The sequence below is a fragment of the Peptococcus niger genome, from assembly GCF_900101835.1.
Taxonomy (GTDB): Bacteria; Bacillota; Peptococcia; order Peptococcales; family Peptococcaceae; genus Peptococcus; species Peptococcus niger.
The window spans coordinates 25,840-48,079 of record NZ_FNAF01000012.1; the positions used below are offsets into that span (position 1 = coordinate 25,840).

Here is a 22,240-nt window from a genome sequence, read left to right on the forward strand (position 1 = left end):
TATGCCGGATGTAAAAAAGGAACGCAAAAATACCGATAAAATAAGTGATGCGATTTCCAAACTTTTGGCGCTCGGTCAGAAAAAAGGTGAACTCACTTACGAGGAAATCGGAGACGCTTTAGAAAAGATGGAGCTGTCTACGGAAGAAATGGACATGCTCTTTGAACAGCTTAATCAATTTGGCGTGGATCTTAAAGATGGCGAGGAGATGGAGCATCCGGATGAAGAGCCGGACGCAGCTGCCCTTGAAGACGAAGAGAAAGAATCCAAGGAAGTTGAGATTGATTTAAGCGTTCCGGATGATGTGGGTATTGATGACCCGGTACGGATGTATTTAAAAGAAATAGGCCGGGTTCCCTTGTTGCGGGCTGAAGAAGAGGTTGAACTGGCCAAACGCATGCAGGATGGTGATGTGACCGCTAAAAATGAACTGGCGGAAGCAAATTTGCGGTTGGTGGTCAGCATTGCCAAGCGGTATGTCGGGCGCGGGATGCTCTTTTTGGACCTGATCCAGGAGGGAAATCTGGGGCTTTTAAAGGCCGTTGAAAAATTTGACTACACCAAGGGCTTTAAGTTTAGCACCTATGCCACTTGGTGGATTCGTCAGGCCATCACTCGGGCCATTGCTGACCAGGCACGGACCATTCGCATTCCGGTGCACATGGTTGAAACCATCAATAAGCTGGTGCGGGTATCGCGCCAATTGCTGCAAGAGTTGGGGACAGATCCCACGCCGGAACAAATCGGGAAAATTATGGAATTAACGCCTGAACGCGTTCGTGAAATTCAAAAAGTGGCTCAGGAACCGGTTTCCCTTGAAACCCCAATCGGTGAAGAAGAAGATAGCCACCTGGGTGATTTCATAGAAGATGAAGAGGCGCAGGCCCCTGATGAAGCTGCCAGTTATATATTGCTTAAAGAGCAGCTGGAAGAAGTTCTGGAAACCTTAACACCACGTGAAGAAAAAGTTCTGCGGCTGCGTTTTGGTTTGAACGATGGCCGTTCGCGCACCTTAGAAGAAGTGGGCCAGGAATTTGGCGTGACCCGTGAGCGTATTCGCCAAATTGAGGCCAAAGCCTTGCGCAAACTACGGCATCCCAGTCGTAGCCGTAAGTTAAAGGATTACCTTGACTAGTATCTTTAGACTTGTTATAATTTTTATTGCATTTGCGGGGCCAGTCCCCGTAATACGGGCCTATAGCTCAGCGGCAGAGCATCCGGCTCATAACCGGGCGGTCCCTGGTTCGATGCCAGGTGGGCCCATGATAAGGGTGTTTCAGTTTACTGAAACACCTCTTTTTTATAGGAGGCATTTATGCAATTATCCAATCCATCTGAAATGCGCGCAGTGGCACAAGATTTGGCCGCAGTTTTGCGGCCCGGCGATGTTATCTTGCTCAAGGGTGACCTGGGCGCCGGGAAAACCACCTGGACCCAGGGCTTGGCTAAGGGCTTAGGTGTCATAGAAGAGGTCACTAGCCCTACGTTTGTTATTATTTCAGAATATCACAGCGGGCGTCTGCCCCTATATCATATTGACGCTTATCGGCTAGAAGATCCGGCAGAGGCTGAAAATTTGGGCCTTCCTGAGCTCTTTGAAGGAGACGGGGTGACGGTGGTTGAATGGCCGGAGCGCTTGGAAGGCTACTTGCCGGAAGACGCCCTAATCCTGACCCTAAGCTATTGCGGTGCAGGGCGTGAGCTGACTTACCAGGTACAGGGCCATGCGGATATTTTGCAAAGGAGGGACAAGTGATGCGAATTTTGGCGCTGGACGCGGCTGTTAATACAGCATCTGTGGCGGTTTTGGCCGCTGGGAAAATTTGCGCGGAAGTCACCCTCAACACCGGTTTGACCCACTCGGAACAGTTGATGCCTATGGTTGACCGGGCCTTGACCCTGAGTGGTATTGATATTGCGGAAATCGAAGGCCTTGCAGCCACCTGTGGGCCGGGCTCCTTTACCGGGCTGCGGATCGGATTGGCAACGGCAAAGGGCTTGGCCCAAGGGCTGCAGGTGCCCATTGTCGTTAAGACCACGCTGGATGTTTTAGCGGCCGGCCAGGTTCCCCACATGGGCATCATTTGCCCAATTTTAAATGCCCGCCGGAAGGAAGTTTATACCTGTGTCTACAAGGCTGACGGCGACCGCATCTATCGCCAATCGCAACCGCAAGCAGTTGCCTTAAGTGAATTGCTGGCAGGCTTATTTGAAGCGCCGAATGTTCTTTTTTGCGGGGACGGCGTCGATGTTTATGCGGAAGCAATTACCGCTCAATGGACCGGAAAGCCCTTGTTTGCCCAAGGACTAAACCGGTATGTTCGTGCCGGCGTTTTGGCGGAACTGGCCGAAGCAGATCTAAAGGTGGGTAAGGGCAAGAGCTATTTGACGGTTGAACCGTATTATCTGCGACAATCAGAGGCCGTCTTAAACTGGGAAAAATCTCATCCAGGCGAGTGCCTGTATGATTGACCTACGCATTTGCACTGACCAGGACGGACCGGTTTTGGCAGAAATAGAGGCGCAAACCTTTGTCCAGCCATGGGGGTCTGCCAGTCTTGGCCCAGCCTTAGCGGCAGAAGACAGCCATTTGGCGCTGGCCGCCTATGATGGGGACCAGCCCGTTGGTTATGTTCTTTTTCAGTATGTATTGGATGAGGGCGAGTTGTGGCGCTTGGCCGTTTTGCCGGACTACAGGCAAAACGGTTATGGTGAGGCCTTGCTGAAAGCTGGTATGGCGCAGCTTTATCAGCAAGGCGTTCTGAAATTTTTTTTGGAAGTGGCTGCAACAAATGCTGCTGCGGTTGGCTTGTATGAAAAAAATGGTTTTGTACGCCGGTCTGTGCGGAAAAAATATTACGGCGATGTGGACGCCTATATCTATGAACGGGAGATGCAAGATGAGTATGACGATATTAGCCGTTGAGTCGTCCTGTGATGAAACGGCGGTAGCTGTCGTTCGTGACGGTAAGGACATTTTAGCCAATGTGGTCAGCAGCCAGATTCGGATTCACCAGAAGTTTGGGGGAGTTGTACCGGAAGTGGCTTCTCGCCAACATATAACCTACATCAATGCCTTGATAGATGCAGCTATGGAAGAGGCAGGGCTGTCTTTTCAGGCGCTTGACGCCGTTGCCGTGACCTACGGACCCGGCTTGGTAGGGGCCCTCCTGGTTGGCGTCTCAACGGCAAAAGCCTTGGCCTATGCAATAAAAAAACCGCTTTTGGGTATACATCATATTGAAGGGCATATTTATGCCAATTTTTTGGCCAATCCGGATATTCAGCTGCCGGCCCTATGCTTGGTGGTCAGCGGTGGCCATACCAATATTTTAAAAATACAGGAACATGGGGATTATATGACCCTGGGGCAGACCAAAGATGATGCGGCCGGTGAGGCCTTCGACAAGGTGGCGCGGGCCCTGGGCTTGCCCTATCCGGGTGGGCCGGAGATTGATCGCTTAGCGCGCCAGGGGAACCCAGAGGCCATTGCCTTTCCTCGTGCCCATTTGGATAACCCCTATGATTTTAGTTTTAGTGGCTTAAAGAGCGCGGTGTTGAATTATTTGAACCAAGAAAAAATGAAGGGGAAGACCATCAATGTTGCCGATGTGGCCGCTTCCTTTCAAGCGGCTGTGGTCGATGCCCTTTGTGACAAAACCTTTGCCGCAGCAGAAAAGGAGCAGATTCAGACCCTGCTCTTGGCCGGCGGTGTAGCTGCCAACAGCGCTTTACGCGAGGCCTTGGCAAGTGGTTGCGCGGCCAGGGGGATGACCTTTTATTGCCCGCCTCTGTCCTATTGTACGGACAATGCCGCCATGATTGGCACGGCGGCGTATTATCAGGCGCTTCGCGGCGAAACCAGCGACTTGAGATTGAATGCTCAGGCGCAATTGCCCTTTGCGCGCCGAGAAGAGGTTTGAAATAAGGCATAAAATGTCTTGACAAGTAATTTTTCGCAGATATACTAGGGATAATCAAACTTGACAGTCTCCTTGGAGGTGTCCGTAATGAAATTTAAACGTTTAAGCGACGATAAGCTGCAAATTATTATTAGCCAGGAAGACTTGAATTTGCGGGCTCTAAAAAAATGGGATTTGGCCCCTTATAATCCTCAAGCCCAAGAACTGTTTCAGGAGATCTTGGAAAAAGCCAATAAAGATTGCGGCTTTGAGGTGCGCCAAGACAGCCAGTTGATGGTTGAAGCTTATCCGATTTCCGGGGAAAGCATGATTATGACCATCACTAAAGTTTCTGATTTGGACTCGGCCCTTGAAATGGATGCGCCGGCGGCATCATCTGAAGAAGCTGGGCATCAAAATTTAGACCGGTATATCAATGCAATTGAGGATGATCTCGTGACGATATACGAATTTGAGAGCTTGGAGCATGTGATCGAAACGGCTCACCTGCTGGATGGCTTTTATTCCGCAGACAGCCAAGTCTACCAGGGCAAGGATGGCGTTTATTATTTGCTGTTCGGGGATATGGGGGCTTTAGACGGCAGCGTTTTGGGCCACCTCTTAGAGTACGGCAATAGGACCCGATTTTCGCGCGCCTATTTATCTGAGCATACCCGGCTGATTATCCCTGAGCAGGCGATTCAAAAATTGGCCACTGTTTAAACTGCGCTGCACCGCCTCTAAGAGTGTGGTGCAGCTTTTATTTTTGATAAAGGAGATTTTATGACGGAGCGCGAATGGGCTGTTTTAGAAATACTAAAAGAAGAATACGGCGATATCGGTTCAGGTTTGCGATTTAAGAATCCATTTGAGTTGTTGATTGCTACGATTTTATCGGCACAATCAACCGATGTGCGGGTCAATATGGTGACGGAAACCCTGTTTCAAAAATATCCCGGTCCGACTGATTTTTTGCAGTTGACGGAAGAAGCGCTGGCTAAAGAAATTGCCAGCATCGGCTTATATCGCTCAAAGAGCAAAAATATCCTGAAAACCTGTCATATGCTGGTGTCCGAACACCAAGGCCAAGTGCCTGCCGACCGAACAAAGCTGGAAAAGCTGGCCGGCGTTGGCCGAAAAACAGCAAATGTTGTCCTCTGCAACGCCTTTCATGAACCGGCATTTGCAGTTGACACGCACGTCTTTCGGGTGACCAACCGCTTGGGTTTTGCCCATCATAAAACGGTTGTCGGCGTTGAACAACAGGTGACGGCAAGCCTGCCGCCATCACTCTGGTGTGACAGTCACCATTGGTTCATCTGGCATGGTAGAGGGCCCTGTAAAGCTCGAACCCCCCTTTGCGGAAAGTGTCCTGTTGGCGAGCTCTGCCCTTGGCCGGAACGGGCGGATTATCAATAAAAAGTAAAAATTTGACTATTTAGAAAAGTGTCCACCTTAGCTATATACAATTTTTTCTTCAAGTGTTACAATTTTAATAGGTAAAAAAGGAGGGGTGGCCGTGTACGATAGGAGTGTTTGGACGGTTGTCCATCAAGCTTTAGGTGAATATCGGAGTCAGACGGTCGCAGATCTGCGGGACCAGTGGCCGGCTGAAACCGTCTGGCAGGCACCACTCTCCTTTTTCAAAGAACACTACCCGGATATACCGGCCCAAATATGGGAAAAATACTTTACCATTCGGCAAAAAGCGGACTTATCCTTGCGCGCGCAATGGCTTCAGGAGCGCGACATTCAATTGATCTTCCGCGGCGATGCCGAATATCCGGTTGCGCTGGAGGGTCTCTATGATCCGCCGGCTCTTTTATATTGCCGCGGGCGATTGGCGCCTGAAAAACTCCATTTGGCCATGGTCGGCAGCCGCAAAGCCACTTACTACGGAAAAGAAGTGGCCGAACGATTGGCGGCCGAATTGTCCATTGAAAATTGCGTGGTGGTTAGTGGGCTGGCCAGGGGAATTGATGCCAAGGCGCATGAAGGCGCTTTAGAAGGCGGCGGCGGAACGATTGGTGTGTTGGGAACGGGCATTGATCGGGTTTATCCGCGAGAAAATCTTCCCTTATATAAACGCGTGGCTGCCCATCAAACAGGCGCCATTATCACTTCTTTTCCCTTAGGGGCAGAACCGAAACCGCATCATTTTCCACGTCGCAATCGCATCATTGCCGGTTTATGTGAAGGCTTGGTTGTAGTAGAAGCGGCCGCCAAAAGCGGTGCTTTAATCACCGCTAATCTGGCCTTGGATAACGGTCGTGATGTTTTTGCTGTTCCCGGAATGATTACCAGCCCTCAATCAGAAGGGTGCCTGAGGTTAATCAAAGATGGGGCCAAGATGGTTTGTGATGCGAATGATATCTTAGAAGAATACGGTCAGCGCAGCTTATTTGATGAGGAAGACAAGGCCAAAGCGCCGGCGGCGAATCATCCGCAAGCGGCGCCCATTATGGGGGCGCTCAGTGCGGTGCCGGTTTCTTTGGAATACTTGCTAGAGGAATTAGAGATGCCTGTTGAAGAATTGACAGCTACATTAAGCCTTCTTATGATAGAAGGCCTTGTCGATGAATTACCGGGCCGTCAATATAAAAAAAGATCAATGTAGGTAGGTGTGTAAATGGCAAAACGAGCGAAAAACTTAGTGATTGTGGAATCTCCGGCTAAGGCGAAGACCATTGAAAAATTTCTTGGACGCGGCCATTATCAAGTCGTTGCTTCCATGGGTCACGTGAGAGATTTACCAAAAAGCCAACTTGGCGTTGATATAGATAATGACTTTACTCCGAAATACATCACCATTCGTGGTAAGGGGCCAATCATTGCCGATTTAAAAAAAGCGGCCAAAAAAGCCAATAAAATATACCTTGCCAGTGACCCTGACCGTGAAGGTGAAGCCATTGCCTGGCACTTATCGCATCAATTGGGCTTGGATGACGGGGATAAATGCCGGATTACTTTTAATGAAATTACCAAAGATGCAGTTCAGGAAGCGGTTCATGAACCGCGGACCATTGATATGGATCTGGTGGATGCCCAACAAGCGCGTCGGGTGGTGGACCGTATTGTTGGCTATAAGCTCTCCCCCTTGTTGTGGCGAAAGGTGAAAAAAGGCTTTTCGGCAGGGCGCGTTCAATCTGTGGCCTTGCGACTCATCTGTGAGCGGGAAGAGGAAATCAATAATTTTGAGCCGGTAGAGTACTGGTCTTTGACCTCTCAGTTTAAAACCGTGAAAGGCGATTCTTTCTCTGCCAAACTGGCCAAAATAAAGGGCAAAAAGGCGGAAGTGGCCAACGAAGAAGCCATGCAAGCCATTCTCAATGATTTGGACCAGGCCACCTATGAGGTGCAGCAGGTAAAGCGCAGCAAACGCAAAAAAAATCCGCCACGCCCGTTTACAACCAGTTCATTGCAACAGGAAGCATCGCGCCGGCTCAATTATACTGCCCGTAAGACCATGCGCATTGCTCAAGGCTTGTATGAAGGGGTAGCCCTGGGCAAGACCGGCTCAGTCGGGCTGATTACCTATATGCGTACCGACTCGGTTCGCATCTCGGACGCTGCACGAGATGAGGCGCGCGGGTTGATTGAATCCTCCTATGGCAAACAGTATCTGGGCGGTAGCCCCCGCGCTGTGAAAGCTGGCGGGAACGTTCAAGATGCTCATGAAGCCATCCGACCGACCTCAGCCTTGCGGTCGCCAAAAGAGATAAAGCCCTACTTGACCAATGAACAATATAAGCTATACCACTTAATATGGACGCGGTTTATGGCCAGCCAAATGGCTGCGGCGGAAGTGCAACAAACATCCGCATCTATTCAAAGTGGGCCATATACGTTCGGGGCATCGGGCAGCGTGATTCTCTTCGACGGTTACTTAAAAGTGGAGCAGGACCTCAATAAAGATAAAAAAGATGATGACCTCTTGCCCGAACTCAACGAAGGGGATTCGGTGACCCTAGAAAAACATGAGCCGAAACAGCACTTCACCCAGCCCCCGGCACGTTATAATGAAGCCTCTCTGATCAAAACAATGGAAGAGTTAGGCATTGGGCGCCCGTCAACGTATGTGGCGATTATTGAAACGATCACCGGCCGCAATTATGTGGTCCGGGAAAATAAGCAATTCTATCCGACAGAAGCCGGTGAATTGGTCAATGACCTCTTGGTCACTCATTTCGGCGATACCATTAACGTTGATTTTACCGCTGAATTAGAGTCTGAGTTGGACGATGTGGAAAAAGGGGACCGGTATTGGAAAGACGTAATCCGGACCTTTTGGCAGGCTTTTGAGCCCCACTTGGAAAAAGCGGAAGAAAACATCGGCGATGTTAAAATAGAAGACGAAGTAACAGATATCATTTGTGAAAAATGTGGTAAGCCCTTTGTCATTAAAATGGGGCGCTATGGAAAATTTTTAGCTTGCTCAGGCTTTCCCGATTGTCGCAATACGAGGCCCTTATTGGAAAAAATCGGCGTGACTTGCCCCAAGTGCGGCCAGGGAGATGTGGTGAAGCGCCGCAGTAAGAAGGGGCGCATCTTTTACGGGTGCAGCCGTTATCCGGATTGCGATTTTGTCAGTTGGGATAAACCGACAGGTGAACCATGTCCCGAATGTCAGGACGGCTACTTAGTAGAAAAAAACACACGGCGTACGCATCGCATTGTGTGCAGCAACAAAGACTGTAACTATAAATTAGAGAAAGAGGCTGACGATGCATAAAGTAAGGGTTATCGGCGGCGGTTTGGCCGGTTCTGAAGCAGCCTGGCAACTGGCTGAACGCGGCATCGGCGTGACCTTGTATGAAATGCGGCCGATGACCATGACACCGGCACATCACAGCGGTGATTTGGGTGAATTGGTTTGTTCCAACTCACTGCGGGCAAAAGACCTCGGCCATGCAGCCGGCCTGTTAAAAGAAGAATTGCGCAGGGCTGGTTCGCTTATCATGCGCCTGGCGGATGCTCACGCCATCGGCGCCGGCGGTGCTTTGGCGGTGGACCGGGTGGGCTTTCAAAGGGCCATTACCGAGGCGATTGAAACACACCCTTTGATTACCCTTCAGCGTGAAGAAATACGGGAGATTCCCGAAGACGGCATCACCCTTGTGGCTTCAGGGCCTCTGACCTCCGATGCCCTTTCAGCGTCTTTGAAAGACTTAACCGGCGCTGAACAATTATACTTTTACGATGCTGCGGCCCCTATCGTTAGCAAAGAATCCATTCATATGGAAGATGCCTTTTGGCAATCCAGGTATGACAAGGGACAGGCAGAAGATTATTTGAATTGCCCTATGGATGAAGCAACTTACGCCAATTTTTATCGGGCGCTGTTAGAGGCACCTTGGGCAGAAACGAAAGATTTTGAAGACGAAGTTTTTTTTGAAGGCTGTATGCCCATCGAAACCATGGCAGCCCGTGGCCGAGATACGCTGCGGTTTGGACCGATGAAACCGGTCGGGCTGGTTGACCCGGCAACCGGTGAAACGCCCTATGCCGTGGTGCAGTTGCGGCATGACGATGCGCAGGGACAATTGATGAATATTGTCGGTTTTCAAACGCGCATGCGCTGGGGGGCTCAAGAGGACTTGCTAAAAAGAATTCCTGCCTTGCGCGATGCGGAAATTGTTCGCTATGGTGTGATGCACCGCAACACCTATATGAATTCGCCCCAGGTCTTACTGCCTACTGGGCAGCTCAAAGCCCGTCCGTCCCTGCTCTTTGCCGGACAGATGACCGGGGTGGAAGGCTATATTGAGTCGACTGCCGGTGGCTTGGTAGCGGGCATTAACGCAGCGCGGTTGGCCTTGGAGCAAGCCCCCTTAGCCTTTCCCGCAACCACTGCCATTGGAGCCTTATTGGCCTATATCACCAGCGGAAACGGACAAAATTTCCAGCCAATGAACATCAATTTTGGACTCTTGCCCCCCTTGGCCAAACGGGTGCGCAATAAAAAAGAACGCGGCGGGAAATATGCCGAACGGGCATTGACGGATTTACAGACTTTTTTACAGGAGCACAATCTTGTCAGCTGAACAATTGACCCATTTTTTAGACGAGTTGGCCTTTACCAGACGTTTGTCTCCCAATACAGTGGAGGCCTACCGTCGGGATCTCGAACAATACTTGGCATGGCTTCAGCAAGAAGGGCTTAGCCTTGAAAGGGTTAGCTATACCGATGCTCGCTTGTACCTTTATGAATTAGGGACAAAAGATTATGCAAAATCGACTGTGGCCCGGAAGCTCTCCGCCATTCGCAGCTGGTATCGTTATATGGCAGGCCAGGGGCTTCTTGTTGACAATCCATGGCAAGACTTGACCGGTCCCAAGCAGGATAAGCATCTTCCGGTCGCTATTCCTGAAAAAGACCTGAGCCTCTTTTTAAATCGCTTGGACTTGCAACAGACGCCTTTGGGCTTGCGCGATGCGGCCATCTTTGAATGCTTATACGCCTCCGGTTTGCGGGTGTCTGAATTGATAGCCTTAAACCTCAGCGATGTTCTCCGAGCTGCCGATTATCCGGTCCTGAAAATCATGGGCAAGGGGCGTAAAGAGCGCATGGTGCCCTTGGGCCGCAAAGCCTTTGCAGCGGTGATGGCCTACCTTGACAAAGGCCGTCCGCAGTTGTTGACGGATACAGAGGAAGAAGCCTTATTTTTAAACCACCTTGGCAGGCGATTGACCAGGCGCGGCGTCGGTTATTTAACCGATGAATACATTAAAAAAGGCGCCCTGACCTTTCATGTGTCGCCCCATGCTTTTCGGCACAGCTTTGCCACCCACCTGCTGGACCATGGCGCCGATTTGCGGTTGATTCAAGAACTTTTAGGGCATGAGAGCCTTTCGACAACACAGATTTATACGAAGATTTCTGCAACGCGTTTACGCGACGTATACCTGCAGGCACATCCTCGCGCACATAAGAAATGAGATGACAGAATGACCCAATTTCATGCGACAACCATCGTTGCCGTCAAAACAGACGCCGGCGTTGCTTTGGCCGGAGACGGACAAGTCACGATGGGGGAAACCACCATCATGAAAGGTACTGCACGAAAAGTGCGCCGACTCTATCGGGACCAGGTGCTGGCCGGCTTTGCCGGGTCCGTGGCTGATGCCTTTACCCTATTTGATAAATTTGAGCAGCATTTGGAAGCTTGCGGAGGCCATTTGGTACGGGCTGCAGTGGCCCTGGCCAAAGAATGGCGGACGGACCAAATGACCCGTCAACTGGAAGCCTTGTTGATTTTGGCAGACCGCGATGAACTCCTGATTGTCAGCGGTGGCGGTGAAGTGATTTTGCCGGAAGATGGCGTTTGTGCCATCGGCAGCGGTGGCAATTTTGCCCTGGCGGCAGCTAAGGCCTTAAAAGGTAATACAAACCTTCCAGCGCCGGATATTGCGCGCAAGGCGCTTGAAATTGCTGCAGATATTTGCGTTTACACCAACCATAACATTGTTGTAGAAAGCATTGAAAAGGAGGGCGCCGATGCCAACTGATAGCCGTGTGCCCAGTCTCCTACCGAAAGAAATGGTGGCTTATCTGGACCGCCATATTATTGGGCAAAATGAGGCCAAGAAAAGCGTGGCCATCGCTGTACGCAACCGGTATCGCCGCAGCCGTTTGACGAAAGAGTGGCAGGAAGAAGTGGCGCCGTCTAATATCATTATGATGGGGCCAACCGGCGTGGGTAAAACCGAAATTGTGCGGCGGTTGTCCAAAATATTAGGGACGCCGTTTGTCAAAGTGGAAGCGACAAAATTTACAGAAGTCGGCTATGTAGGCCGTGATGTTGAATCGATGATTCGTGACTTGGCCGAAGCTGCAGTCAGAACCGTGCGCTTAAAACGCATGGAAGACGTAAAAGATGAAGCGCAACGCTTGGCCAATGACAAGTTACTGGATATCCTGGTACCGAAAAAAACCTTACGTCAACGGGCTAGCGGCGGGAGCAATCCTTTGGAGCTTTTCTTCGGCGGCAGCGCGGAAGAGGAGAACCCTCTGTTAACCGATAATATTGATGAAGTCAATGAGCGCAACGACAAAAGAACCATCTTTCGTGAAAAATTAAAGCGGATGGAACTGGAAGATGAAGTTGTCGAAGTGGAGATTGAAGAAAAACCGGTCAGCAATGATCTCATGGCCCAATCCGGCATGGACCAGGTCATGGACAATATGAATGACCTGATGAAAAAAATGATGCCTGGCAAAAAGAAAAAAAGACGGATGACCATTGCTGAAGCGCGCCGTATTTTAACAGAGCAGGAAGCGGAAAACCTTATTGATGAAGATGCCGTTGCAGAGGAAGCCATTGACTTGGCTGAAAATCACGGAATTGTCTTTATTGATGAGCTGGACAAAATTGCCAATGCCCAAGGTGCCGGCAGTGGTCCGGATATTTCTCGTGAAGGGGTTCAGCGCGATATTTTGCCTATTGTAGAAGGCTCTGTGGTTAAGACGAAATACGGTAATCTGCGTACAGACCATGTGCTCTTTATTGCAGCAGGTGCCTTTCATGTGGCCAAACCGGAAGACTTGATTCCGGAACTTTTAGGACGTTTTCCTGTAAAAGTTCGCTTATCCAGCTTAACAGAAAAAGATTTTATTAAAATTCTAACCCTTACGGACTATTCTTTAATTGAACAGTACCGTCAATTGTTGGAAACGGAAGATTGTACCTTAACCTTTACCGATGATGGCATCGCCGAAATTGCGCACCTTGCCTACGTTCTAAATGAAACGGAACAAGATTTAGGGGCCAGGCGCCTGGTCACCGTCATGGAAGACTTGCTAACCGATGAATTATACAAGGCCGGTGACACGCAGCATGAATGTGTGATTGATCAAGCCTATGTCCGCGCCGCCTTGCCACATGCGTTAAAAGAAAATGACCTAACCAAATATTTAATTTAAACCCTAATAAATATCTCTGTCGCATTAACTTTTGTTAAAGGAGGGCTTTATGTCTGATTTACTGGAAAAAACTCGGAGACTGAACAAATTGTTGCAAGAAGGCTCAGAAAATGACAGCACCTACATTGATTTTAATAACATCGCGGACATTTTATCGGATATGATTGAGTGCAATACCTATATTTTAGGGGAACGTGGCTCCCTTTTGGGGCATCACTTCATGGACGATTTTAATTGCTCTCTGATGGAGCAAATCATCCTGAAAGACAAACGCATGCCGGCCCATTACAATGATGACTTGATCAATACTGAAACCACCCAAGCCAATGTACCGAATACCGGTGACCGTTGCTTCTTTAGCGAAAAAAATTGTGATTTCGGTGGTAAAATCACAACGGTTATTCCAATTATTGCTGGGAAACGCCGTCAAGGCACCTTGCTTCTGGCCAAGTTTAAAGTGAATTTTACCGATGAAGACCTGGTCTTGGCAGAATATGGGGCCACCATTGTCGGTATTGAAATCATGCGCAGCAAGGTTGAGCGCGATGAGGCGAAAAGTCGTGAGAAGGCAGCCGTGCAGATTGCTTTGGATACCTTGAGCTATTCCGAAATGGAAGCCATTGAACATATTTTCAATGAATTAAACGGTGAAGAAGGGCTCTTGGTGGCCTCTAAAATTGCCGACCGCGTCGGCATTACCCGGTCTGTGATTGTCAATGCCTTGCGCAAATTTGAAAGCGCCGGCGTCATTGAGTCCAAGTCTCTGGGGATGAAAGGGACTTATATTCGGGTGCTGAATGAATTTCTATTGGACGGCATTGCCAAGAGGACCAGTAAGCGTTAGACGTAAAGCGAGTTCTTTTGTTAACCTTTATCAGATGATTAAAACAAGGCGAATGGCCACCCTGCACAAGGGGGCCATTCGCCTTATTTTTTGGAAAGAAACTTTTCATGAGGGAGAAAATGTAACAAGTAAAAAAGGGCTTCCTGAATCAGAATGCTGATAGCAGGAAGCCCTTTTATAATCTTTTATTCGTAGCGTAAGGCGTCAATAGGGTCAAGCTGGGCGGCTTTGTTGGCCGGATAATAGCCAAAGAAAACGCCAATCAGCATGGAAAAGCCGGTGGCAATGATAATGGAGAATAGGCTCGGTCCGGTGGCAGCTTTTAAGGCGAGGCTGCCTAGGAAGCCGAAGAGACCGCCGAAGAGGATGCCGATGATGCCCCCAATCAGGCAAACAATCATGCTTTCGACAATAAATTGGATGCGAATGTCAAAATTGGTTGCACCTAAGGCCTTTCGCACCCCAATTTCTCGGGTTCGTTCGGTAACAGAAACAAGCATGATATTCATGACGCCGATGCCACCAACGAGTAAGGAAATCCCGGCAATGACGGATATGGCCAGTTTAACGCTGCTTAAAACAGAATTAAGTTCATTGGCTGCTTGTTCAACGCTTTGGCTCATGATCTTAAAGTTAGTGTTGTTGGCATAAAAGCGATTCATAAAGGATTCCAGTTCCTTGGTGAAATTAAGGATATTTTCTGTTTCGGCCGCGCTAACGATAACTTGGGGATAAGCTTGCGAACTGTCGTTGGTCATCCGTTCTGCTGTGGAAACGGGAATATAGCATGGCGTTGTTGTACTGTTGGGGTTTTGCCCTGCCATGGAGGCGGTCATCGGGTCGGTGTTGTGCTTATAAATTCCGATGACGGTAAAACTATTCATCCCGGATGGGCTGCGGACTTCCAAATCTTTTCCCAGGGCTTTTTTCATGTCATCGCCGAAAAGGTCTTTGGCCATTTTATCGGAAATGACCGCTGTATTGCGGGCGCTGCGGACGTCGCCTTCGCGAATAAAACGACCGGCCAACAATTTGATGTTATTTGTTGCAGAAGAGCCTTGACTGACGCCGTTCAAAGTCAGCTTGGCCTTGTGGTAACCCTGTCGCACTTCACCCATGCCGGCAGATTTTTCCAGGCTGTAACTTGCAATGCGGTCGCCAAAGCGACTTTGCATGGCCTCCAGCATATCTGTTGTAATCAGGTCACGGTCAGATGGCTGGCGGGAATAGTCATCTTCTCGGCTGATCACGTAGAGGTAGACGTTTTGGGTGCCTAAGCTGGACAGGGAATTACTGATGCTGGCGGCCATGGCATTGCCGATGGTCAAAATGCCGATGACCGATGAAATGCCGATGATGATGCCCAGCATGGTGAGGAGGGAGCGGACCTTATTGGCGCGCAGGCTTTCTAAAGCCAGGCGGATGTTTTCGGTGATGTTCATTGGTTGACCGCCTCCCCTTCAAAAAGATGGCCGTCCTGCATAAGCAACTGGCGCTCGGTTTGGGCGGCCAGGTCTGGGTTATGGGTGATGAGCAGGATCGTCTTGCCTGAGTCAACGTGCAGCCGATGAAAAATATCCATCACCATATTGCCGGTGGCGGTGTCCAGGGCGCCGGTCGGTTCATCGGCCAAAATAATGGCCGGGTCGTTGGCCATGGCGCGTGCGATGGCGACCCTTTGCTTTTGACCGCCGGAAAGTTCGTTGGGCTGATGGCGGATTCGCTCTTTCATATCCACCAGCTCTAACAGGTATTCGGCCCGGTCGCGTCGTTCTTTGGCAGGAATGCCGGCGTAGAGCATGGGCAATTCAACGTTACGCAAGGCGGAAGACCGGCCCAGAAGGTTAAAGGTTTGAAAGACAAAACCAATTAAACGGTTGCGAATGCCGGAAAGTTCAGCATCGTGCGCTTGAGCGATGTTCAACCCGTTTAAGGTGTAGCTGCCGGCGGTCGGCCGGTCCAGTGCGCCGATAATGTTCATCAAGGTGGATTTGCCGGAACCGGACTGACCGACGATAGAAACAAACTGGCCCTCATCAACGGTTAAATCAATGCCGTGTAAAATTTCCAGCTCGTTCGGTTCACCGATGTAGTAGCTTTTGCGAATGCCCTGCATTCGGATTAAAGGCTGCTCACTCATGCTGCACCGCTCCCAGTAACCTCAGAATCATCGTCCGGCGTATCGCTGTGGAGCTTATCGCTGATGCTCACGCGAGCCCCTTCCTCAATGCCTTCCGGATCGTTTAAGATTTTCAGGTGGTCTTTTAATTCTTTGCTTGAAATAACCACGTTAATGTCGTTTTCCAGCTCCGTTTTCACGGTGATTTTTTTAGCTTCATAGACGCCTTTTTTTCCTTTGACGGGGATAAGGGCCATGACGGATTTTTTATCGCCAGTTTCCATGATGGCGCCGAAGGGGACGGCGTAAACGCCTTGATCTTCAGCGGTAACAATGGATAAGCGTGTTTTCATGCCGGCGAGCAATTCTTTCGGCGGATTTTCGATGACAATTTTAGCAGTGAAGGTGGGATTGGTGTCGCTCCCGACAGAGGGGGCTGCGCCGTCGGCAGAAGGAATGGCGCTGGCGGCGCTTTGGGTTGCTGTGTTGGCAATAGAGACCACGCGCCCATGGTAGGTTTTATCACCGGTGGCATCGGCCTTGATCTTGACCGATTGGCCAACGCGGACGGTGCGCAGGTCAAACTCTTTTAATTCGGATTTGATCACCAGGCTGTTCAAGTTTTCAACTTTAAAGAGGGGGCCGCTGGGCAGGCTGCCGGCTTTGGCGTATATTTTGGAGATGGTTCCTGCCATTGGGGCGCGAATGGTCATGTCCTGGAGGTCTTCGTAAAGGGAGGCCAATTCAACGCGGGTCGCAGTGTCGTCGCCGGCTGCAGCGGTGGTGGCGATGTTGTCCTCAAAGGTTTGAATTTCATCATTGGCAGCGGCTTGGGCGGCTGCCAAGCTTTTTTGGGCTTGCTCGTAGGCACTTTTGGCCGTATCTGCTTGCAGGCGGGCGGTGGAAAGGTTGTCCGCGCGCACCTTGGCGGATTTATGGCGCAAGTCTGCTTGCTGGGCATCGTTTTCGATGGCCTGGTCATAGGCCAGTTGCGCCTGGGCAACGGCGTCTTCCCGGCTGGTGATTTGCTGTTCCCAGGTAGACTTGTTGGCATCGGCGGCGGCGTACTTGGATTCGGCATCGGAGAGGGCAGACTGGGTTCGTGATAAGTCTTCGTTCAGAGCGTCTAAAGCCCTGTAGCGCGAATCACCGGCCGGCAATTGGGCCGGGACCTCTTGTAGTTCATAAGTAGGCTTACCGTTATCGTCTTTTCCGGTTAGAACTTTTTGGGTCACCGTATAGCTAGAAATTTCCCGCTGCTGCTGGGATAGGCTGGTTTGGGCATTGTCCCGTTCCGTGCGCAGGCGTTGCCGCTCCTTGTCGTAGCGGGCGGTATCGTTGACCGCCTCATTGTATTTATTTCTGGCCTCGCTGAGCTGGGCTTTGGCTTGCTGCAGGCGCTGTTTGGCATTGTCCACGGCTTGCTTATTGCTGATTTTTCCGGAAGCTTCATTGGTCAGTTCCGGGTTATAGCCTTCATCAATGGACCGTTTCATATCGCGATAGGTCTTTTCGGCGGCATCCCAAGCGTATTTGGCAGAAGCCAGGGCGCTACCTGCTGAGACGATGGCGCCGTTTGTTCCGTTTTGTAGGGCTCTGGCTGCGGCATTGTACCGGTTGCGGGCGGCACTAACCTGGGCGGCGGCACTGCGGGCGCTGACGCCGGCAGCCGCTTCCCGTTGGCGAATTTGCTGCCGCAATTTTTTGTCGTCCAGCTTGGCCAGGACCTGCCCCTGCTCGACCTTTTCGCCCTCTTCGACAAAGATTTCTTCAATTGGCGCGGTCTGTGTGGTGTAAATGTCTACATCTTTATCGGCCAACACTTCGCCGGTAGCGGAAACGGTCGTTGAAAAGTGGGAAGGGGTCAGGTCGGTTATCCGATCGGCGGCAATGGCTTCATCCCTTCCCTGGTAGAGAGCGGCATAGGCGATGCCGCTGATGAGAAGGGCAACGATAACCCCGGTGGCAATTAACTGCTGCTTTCGCGAAAACCGCTTGGGCTTTGCAGTGGCCGGTTCATTGCTTACAGTCGGGGTTTTTTTGGAAAACGGATTTTTCATTGTAGCCTTTCCTTTCACGTTAAAATATTTGCACTTATTGTATCATATGGACAATACAACGTCAATCGTAAGAGAATTGCTTTAATGCTGCAATCAGCCCTATTCATTCATGCGCCATTGTGGTAGAATGATACGGTATAGAGTTTGTAATTTTAATGAAGGTGATATTTTGTACTGTAATCATTGTGGTAAGAAATTGTCATCGGAAGACCTCTTTTGCTCCCAGTGTGGCACAAAGGTTCCCCAACCCGAGCCTGAGCCCTGGGATGATTCCGATAATGACTTTGATCATACGCGTTTATACGACCCGGCGGAGACCTTGGCGGCCTTAGACCAAACGATGCCAGTGGACGAGCCATCGGTGCAGGAGGCCGAGGCCCCGAGGCATTCGACCTTTGAACGGCCGCGCAACACTTATTATGAGCGTGAATCCAGCGCTAAAGCCGCCCAACGGTTAAGCCGGCGTTGGCAAGATGCCCAGCAAAACGTTCGGTCTCACCAGGAAGCAGAGGACCTTCAAGCGCCGGTGGCAGAGCCGGCCAGTCCATCAACGGAGAAGCAATCACTTTTCCAGCGGGTGACGGGCCAATTGGGCTATGGCGATCATCAGCAAACGGGCAAGGTAACCGCATCTGACAAACCGGCGAAGGCTTCAAAGAAAGTGAAGCGTTTTAAGGATATTCCTGCAGTGAAAAAAAAGGAGAAAAGTGGCGGGAATTATCGTAGCCTTTATGCCGGAATTGTCCTTTTAGGCATTGTCATCGGCGTTATTTTCGGGCTCTTTCTGGCCAAGCCTTGGGATGCCGGCCAAACCGGTCCGGCCCCTGTTGCCGGCACCGCGACCGCGCTGGCAGTGGAGAACGGGGCTCCGGTGGCTCAGTAAGATACCTTATAAAATAAGCAAGCCTGTCGAAACAGCTTCGTTTCGACAGGCTTGCTTATTTTATTTGATTAGATTAGAAATGGTCTTAAAGTGTGGGTGCTCTGAGGTCCGGCAAAGTTCGAAAAGGGCCGCTTCAACAGTCGTCAGACCGATGCCTTCATGGGCCATCCGCTTCAAGCCGATGAGATGGTCCTGTTCAAAACGGCTTGAGCAGGCGTCAACGACTAAGAACACCTGGTAACCGGCAGCGGTCATGTCAATGGCGCTTTGGGCGACACAAATATGGGTTTCAATGCCGAAAAGCAAGACGGTGGTCGGGTCCTTGGTTTTTAAATCGCGGCGCAGGTCATCGACGTCATAAATGCTGTAGCTGCGCTTATCGTAGACCGGGGCATCGGCGAAGACCTCTTTCAGCACAGCGGTTGTATCGCCTAGGCCTTTCGGGTACTGGCGGGTAACGGCAAGGGGGACTTGAAGGGCTGCCAGGCCTTCGGCAAAAATTCGCGCACGCTCTAGCAAGGCATCTGTATTAGACATAGCAGGTAGCAGACGATCTTGATAGTCGATGGCATAGGCAAGGGTCGATTCAGGAAAAAATCGCATAAATTACTCCTTTTCAATAAAAGCGTCAGGGTTCAAGGCTTGTAAATCTTCTGGTAAAAATAAACCGTCACGGCGGATGCACTCGCCATCAAAATAAATCTCGCCGCCGCCCCATTCAGGCCGCATGATCAGCACCAGGTCCCAGTGGACGTCGCTCTTATTGCCGTTGAAGGCATCTTCATAGGCGGCGCCTGGGGTTAAGTGGATGCTGCCGGCTATTTTTTCGTCAAAAAGAATGTCGCTCATCGGGTTTAAAATAAAGGGGTTGCAGCCAAGGGCAAATTCGCCCAGATAACGGGCTCCTTCATCTGTATCAAAAATGGCGGCGAGGCGGTCTGGATGATTGCCCTGGGCATCGATGATGCGGCCGTCTTTAAAGGTGAGGCTCACATTCTCAAAGGTGGTGCCCCGATAGCGGGAGGGGACATTGTAGCGAATCACGCCGTTGGCGCTGTCTTTAACCGGGGCGGTGTAGACTTCACCGTCGGGAATGTTGCATTCGCCGGCACATTTAACGGCGTTAATGCCCTTAATTGAAAAATGCAGGTCGGTGCCCGGTGCAAGCAGGTGAACGTCATCCGTGGCGTTCATCCGGTCAACCAAGGCGTCCATGGCCTGGCTTAATTTGCCGTAATCTAAGTTGCAGACCTTGAAATAAAAATCTTCAAAGGCAGCGCTGCTCATATTGGCGGACTGGGCCATGGCGCCGTTTGGATAGCGTAAAATGACCCAACGTGAACGGTCAACCCGGTCGCGCAGGACAGGGCTCATGGCCTTGGCATAGCGGGCCAGCTGCTCTTGGTCAACATCGGCCAGTTCAGCAGAATTATCGCCGGCGCGCACGGCAATATAGGCATCCATTTTTTTCATTCGAGTCAATTCAAATTCAGCCAGTTGACGCATTTGTTCTTCTGCGGCGCCGGTTAAATAAGCACGTGTCAGCCGGGGTTCGGACAAGTGCAGGTAGGGGTTGGCGCCTCTGGCGTAGCTTTCTTCCAAGAGGGCTTCGGCCAGGGGAAGGGCGTCATGGCCGGAAATATCCAAAAGGACGTTGTCGTTTTTTTGTAACGCTACGGAATAGGCGGTTAGATTTTTTGCCAATTGACGAATTCTAGGATCCATCGGTTCACACTCCTTAACTGATATGCCATTGGCGCTTGTCCAAGGTCCGGTACTGGATGGCTTCGGCAATGTGTCGGGTGGCAATGGCGCTGCCGCCATCTAAGTCGGCAATGGTTCGGGCCAGTTTTAATATGCGGTCATGGGCTCTGGCGGACAAGCCTAAGCGGTCAAAGGCCTGGCGCAAGAGGGCCTTGGGTTCAGCGCCCAAGGCGCAGAATTGCCGAATGTCCTGGTGGGTCATGCTGCCGTTGGCAAAAACAGGCCGGTTGCTAAAGCGTTCCAATTGAATGCTGCGGGCGGCAATGACGCGGTCGCGAATAAGGGCAGACGATTCTCCGGCCTTTTTATCGTATAATTCGGTAAAAGCAATGGGGGAGAGCTCCACTTGTAGGTCAAAGCGGTCTAAGAGGGGGCCGGAAATGCGCTGGCGATAGCGGGACACCTGGGCAGAAGTACAGGTGCAATTGTGGTGGGGATCGTTTAAATAACCGCAGGGGCAGGGATTCATCGCTGCCAGTAAAATAAAATCACAAGGGTAGGTGACCTGGGCGCTGACGCGGGAAACGGTGACTTCACCATCTTCCAGCGGTTGACGCAGGCCTTCCAGCACTTCTCGGCGGTACTCAGGCAGCTCGTCCATAAAGAGGACACCGTGGTGGGCCAGGGAAACTTCGCCCGGTCGCGGGATCCGGCCACCGCCGATTAAGCTGGCCTGAGAAGCGCTATGGTGCGGGCTGCGAAAAGGTCGGTCTGTGACCAGAAAACGGTCATCGCTCAATAGGCCGGCTACAGAATACAGCTTGCTGGCGTCCAGGCTTTCTTGGCGGCTGAGGGGCGGTAAGATTCCCGGAAAAGCCCGGGCCAGCATGGTCTTCCCGGCCCCGGGGGAGCCAATGAACAGGACGTTGTGACCGCCGGCTGCTGCAATTTCAAGGGCACGTTTGGCTTCGCTTTGCCCTTTGACGTCGCTAAAGTCAAACTTAACCTTTTGATCGGCTTTGAGAATGCCGTCGATGTCGGGCATGGGTTCCGGTTGGCGCAGGGTCGGATCGCGTAAAAAGTCAACTACTTCCCGAAGCTGGCTAAAGCCATAAACAGCGGTGCCGCTTAAGGCGCCTTCTTTGGCGTTGCCTGCCGGCAAAATCATATTTAGTCCGCTTGCCTTGGCCTTTAAGCTGGCCGGCAAAATGCCATCGACCCGGTGCAAGGCGCCGTCCAACCCCAGTTCGCCTAAGAGCATGAAATGATCTGCGGCAGTTTGGGGTAGTTGTTCTGTAGCGATTAAAATGGCAATGGCAATCGGCAGGTCAAAGCTAGGCCCTTCTTTTTTTAAGTTGGCCGGCGCTAAATTGACCACGATTTTTCGCGGTGGAAAATCAAAACCGGCATTTTTTAAGGCAGTATGAACGCGTTCTTTGCTTTCGCGAACGGCAATATCCGGCAGGCCGACAATGTCCCAAGAAGGCAAGCCGCGGGCAGCATCAATTTCTACCGAAACCGTAGATACATCCAAACCGGTGTGGCAAGCACTTTTCAGTTGGGCAAGCATGAAGCACCTCCTATGGCATCGTTAAGTGGTCTGTCCATAACCCGGCCGTCACTGCGTGCATCATCCGGTCCCGCAAGCCGGGGTTTTCTTTTGATAGGCTTGAGATCAGCTCTTTTTCTTTGCTGCGCTGGGTAAAACCGTCGGCCGGGCAGGCGTTGTGCATGACCGGCAGGTCTAATTTTTTGACGGCCCGGCGAATGTCCGCTTCCTTGACGAAAATCAGCGGCCGAATCAC

21 protein-coding genes, 1 tRNA gene and 1 pseudogene are annotated in these 22,240 nt (G+C 50.9%); 16 read left to right on the forward strand and 7 right to left on the reverse strand.

Translation table 11 applies throughout. From position 1 onward, the window contains the following. The first annotated feature begins 1 nt into the window (after position 1). The 15 genes from rpoD to codY all read left to right on the forward strand — a co-directional run bounded on the left by rpoD (position 2) and on the right by codY (position 13,669). Positions 2–1,135: an RNA polymerase sigma factor RpoD gene (gene rpoD, locus BLQ16_RS08105; RefSeq protein WP_091792235.1), complete on the forward strand. Its 1,134-nt coding sequence runs from the start codon at positions 2–4 to the stop codon at positions 1,133–1,135. A gap of 56 nt (positions 1,136–1,191) precedes the next feature. Continuing rightward, positions 1,192–1,263: transfer RNA gene (locus tag BLQ16_RS08110), tRNA-Ile, on the forward strand. A gap of 52 nt (positions 1,264–1,315) precedes the next feature. Next, the gene (gene tsaE / locus BLQ16_RS08115; RefSeq protein WP_091792236.1) at positions 1,316–1,756 is read left to right on the forward strand and encodes a tRNA (adenosine(37)-N6)-threonylcarbamoyltransferase complex ATPase subunit type 1 TsaE; all 441 of its coding nucleotides are present in this window, start codon (positions 1,316–1,318) and stop codon (positions 1,754–1,756) included. Continuing rightward, positions 1,756–2,472, forward strand: a complete 717-nt coding sequence (gene tsaB / locus BLQ16_RS08120) for a tRNA (adenosine(37)-N6)-threonylcarbamoyltransferase complex dimerization subunit type 1 TsaB (protein WP_091792237.1) — start codon at positions 1,756–1,758, stop codon at positions 2,470–2,472. The genes tsaE and tsaB overlap by 1 nt, the downstream gene beginning before the upstream one ends. Continuing rightward, positions 2,465–2,926 (forward strand): ribosomal protein S18-alanine N-acetyltransferase, encoded by a 462-nt coding sequence (rimI, locus tag BLQ16_RS08125; protein ID WP_091792238.1) that lies wholly within the window; start codon positions 2,465–2,467, stop codon positions 2,924–2,926. Before tsaB ends, rimI begins: the two co-directional genes overlap by 8 nt. Further along, complete coding sequence (gene tsaD / locus BLQ16_RS08130) at positions 2,883–3,923, forward strand: tRNA (adenosine(37)-N6)-threonylcarbamoyltransferase complex transferase subunit TsaD (RefSeq protein ID WP_479724472.1); 1,041 nt, start codon at positions 2,883–2,885, stop codon at positions 3,921–3,923. The genes rimI and tsaD overlap by 44 nt, the downstream gene beginning before the upstream one ends. A gap of 87 nt (positions 3,924–4,010) precedes the next feature. Then, the gene (locus BLQ16_RS08135) at positions 4,011–4,625 is read left to right on the forward strand and encodes an adaptor protein MecA (RefSeq protein ID WP_091792240.1); all 615 of its coding nucleotides are present in this window, start codon (positions 4,011–4,013) and stop codon (positions 4,623–4,625) included. Between the two features lie 60 nt (positions 4,626–4,685). Further along, positions 4,686–5,321: an endonuclease III gene (gene nth, locus BLQ16_RS08140; protein WP_091792241.1), complete on the forward strand. Its 636-nt coding sequence runs from the start codon at positions 4,686–4,688 to the stop codon at positions 5,319–5,321. A 100-nt stretch (positions 5,322–5,421) separates the two neighbouring features. Next, positions 5,422–6,519: a DNA-processing protein DprA gene (gene dprA, locus BLQ16_RS08145; protein WP_159428053.1), complete on the forward strand. Its 1,098-nt coding sequence runs from the start codon at positions 5,422–5,424 to the stop codon at positions 6,517–6,519. A gap of 12 nt (positions 6,520–6,531) precedes the next feature. Then, positions 6,532–8,634 (forward strand): type I DNA topoisomerase, encoded by a 2,103-nt coding sequence (gene topA / locus BLQ16_RS08150; protein WP_091792243.1) that lies wholly within the window; start codon positions 6,532–6,534, stop codon positions 8,632–8,634. Beyond that, positions 8,627–9,946, forward strand: a complete 1,320-nt coding sequence (gene trmFO, locus BLQ16_RS08155; RefSeq protein ID WP_091792244.1) for an FADH(2)-oxidizing methylenetetrahydrofolate--tRNA-(uracil(54)-C(5))-methyltransferase TrmFO — start codon at positions 8,627–8,629, stop codon at positions 9,944–9,946. The genes topA and trmFO overlap by 8 nt, the downstream gene beginning before the upstream one ends. After that, positions 9,936–10,841 (forward strand): tyrosine recombinase, encoded by a 906-nt coding sequence (locus BLQ16_RS08160; RefSeq protein WP_159428054.1) that lies wholly within the window; start codon positions 9,936–9,938, stop codon positions 10,839–10,841. Before trmFO ends, BLQ16_RS08160 begins: the two co-directional genes overlap by 11 nt. 9 nt (positions 10,842–10,850) lie before the next feature. Next, positions 10,851–11,411 (forward strand): ATP-dependent protease subunit HslV, encoded by a 561-nt coding sequence (hslV, locus tag BLQ16_RS08165; protein WP_091792246.1) that lies wholly within the window; start codon positions 10,851–10,853, stop codon positions 11,409–11,411. After that, positions 11,401–12,825 (forward strand): ATP-dependent protease ATPase subunit HslU, encoded by a 1,425-nt coding sequence (gene hslU / locus BLQ16_RS08170; RefSeq protein WP_091792247.1) that lies wholly within the window; start codon positions 11,401–11,403, stop codon positions 12,823–12,825. Before hslV ends, hslU begins: the two co-directional genes overlap by 11 nt. A 49-nt stretch (positions 12,826–12,874) precedes the next feature. After that, positions 12,875–13,669, forward strand: coding sequence for a GTP-sensing pleiotropic transcriptional regulator CodY (gene codY / locus BLQ16_RS08175; protein WP_091792248.1), 795 nt, complete (start codon positions 12,875–12,877; stop codon positions 13,667–13,669). 185 nt (positions 13,670–13,854) lie between these two features. Here codY and BLQ16_RS08180 read toward each other — a convergent pair whose 3' ends face one another. The 3 genes from BLQ16_RS08180 to BLQ16_RS08190 are packed head-to-tail and all read right to left on the reverse strand — an operon-like array spanning position 13,855 to position 17,848. After that, positions 13,855–15,111 carry an ABC transporter permease gene (locus BLQ16_RS08180; protein ID WP_091792249.1) on the reverse strand — a complete coding sequence of 419 codons (1,257 nt, stop codon included), beginning with the start codon at positions 15,109–15,111 and terminating at the stop codon, positions 13,855–13,857. Beyond that, positions 15,108–15,809 carry an ABC transporter ATP-binding protein gene (locus BLQ16_RS08185; RefSeq protein WP_091792250.1) on the reverse strand — a complete coding sequence of 234 codons (702 nt, stop codon included), beginning with the start codon at positions 15,807–15,809 and terminating at the stop codon, positions 15,108–15,110. The genes BLQ16_RS08180 and BLQ16_RS08185 overlap by 4 nt, the downstream gene beginning before the upstream one ends. Next, entirely contained in the window at positions 15,806–17,848 is a 2,043-nt protein-coding gene (locus tag BLQ16_RS08190; protein WP_091792251.1) for an HlyD family efflux transporter periplasmic adaptor subunit, read from the reverse strand. The genes BLQ16_RS08185 and BLQ16_RS08190 overlap by 4 nt, the downstream gene beginning before the upstream one ends. Before the next feature lie 169 nt (positions 17,849–18,017). On the opposite strand from BLQ16_RS08190, the gene BLQ16_RS08195 reads away from it, so the two are divergent. Next, the gene (locus BLQ16_RS08195) at positions 18,018–18,731 is read left to right on the forward strand and encodes a zinc ribbon domain-containing protein (RefSeq protein ID WP_159428055.1); all 714 of its coding nucleotides are present in this window, start codon (positions 18,018–18,020) and stop codon (positions 18,729–18,731) included. Between the two features lie 60 nt (positions 18,732–18,791). Here the strand turns inward: BLQ16_RS08195 and BLQ16_RS08200 are convergent, their stop codons facing one another. The 4 genes and pseudogenes from BLQ16_RS08200 to BLQ16_RS09685 all read right to left on the reverse strand — a co-directional run. Then, a complete protein-coding gene (locus BLQ16_RS08200) occupies positions 18,792–19,334 on the reverse strand; it encodes an isochorismatase family protein (RefSeq protein WP_091792253.1) in 543 nt (180 codons plus the stop codon). Positions 19,335–19,337: 3 nt separating this feature from the next. Then, positions 19,338–20,456 carry an aminopeptidase gene (locus BLQ16_RS08205; protein ID WP_091792254.1) on the reverse strand — a complete coding sequence of 373 codons (1,119 nt, stop codon included), beginning with the start codon at positions 20,454–20,456 and terminating at the stop codon, positions 19,338–19,340. 13 nt (positions 20,457–20,469) lie between these two features. Beyond that, positions 20,470–22,005 carry a YifB family Mg chelatase-like AAA ATPase gene (locus BLQ16_RS08210; RefSeq protein WP_091792255.1) on the reverse strand — a complete coding sequence of 512 codons (1,536 nt, stop codon included), beginning with the start codon at positions 22,003–22,005 and terminating at the stop codon, positions 20,470–20,472. A 10-nt stretch (positions 22,006–22,015) separates the two neighbouring features. Then, positions 22,016–22,240 (reverse strand): annotated as a pseudogene (locus BLQ16_RS09685) (hypothetical protein); the annotation flags it as partial.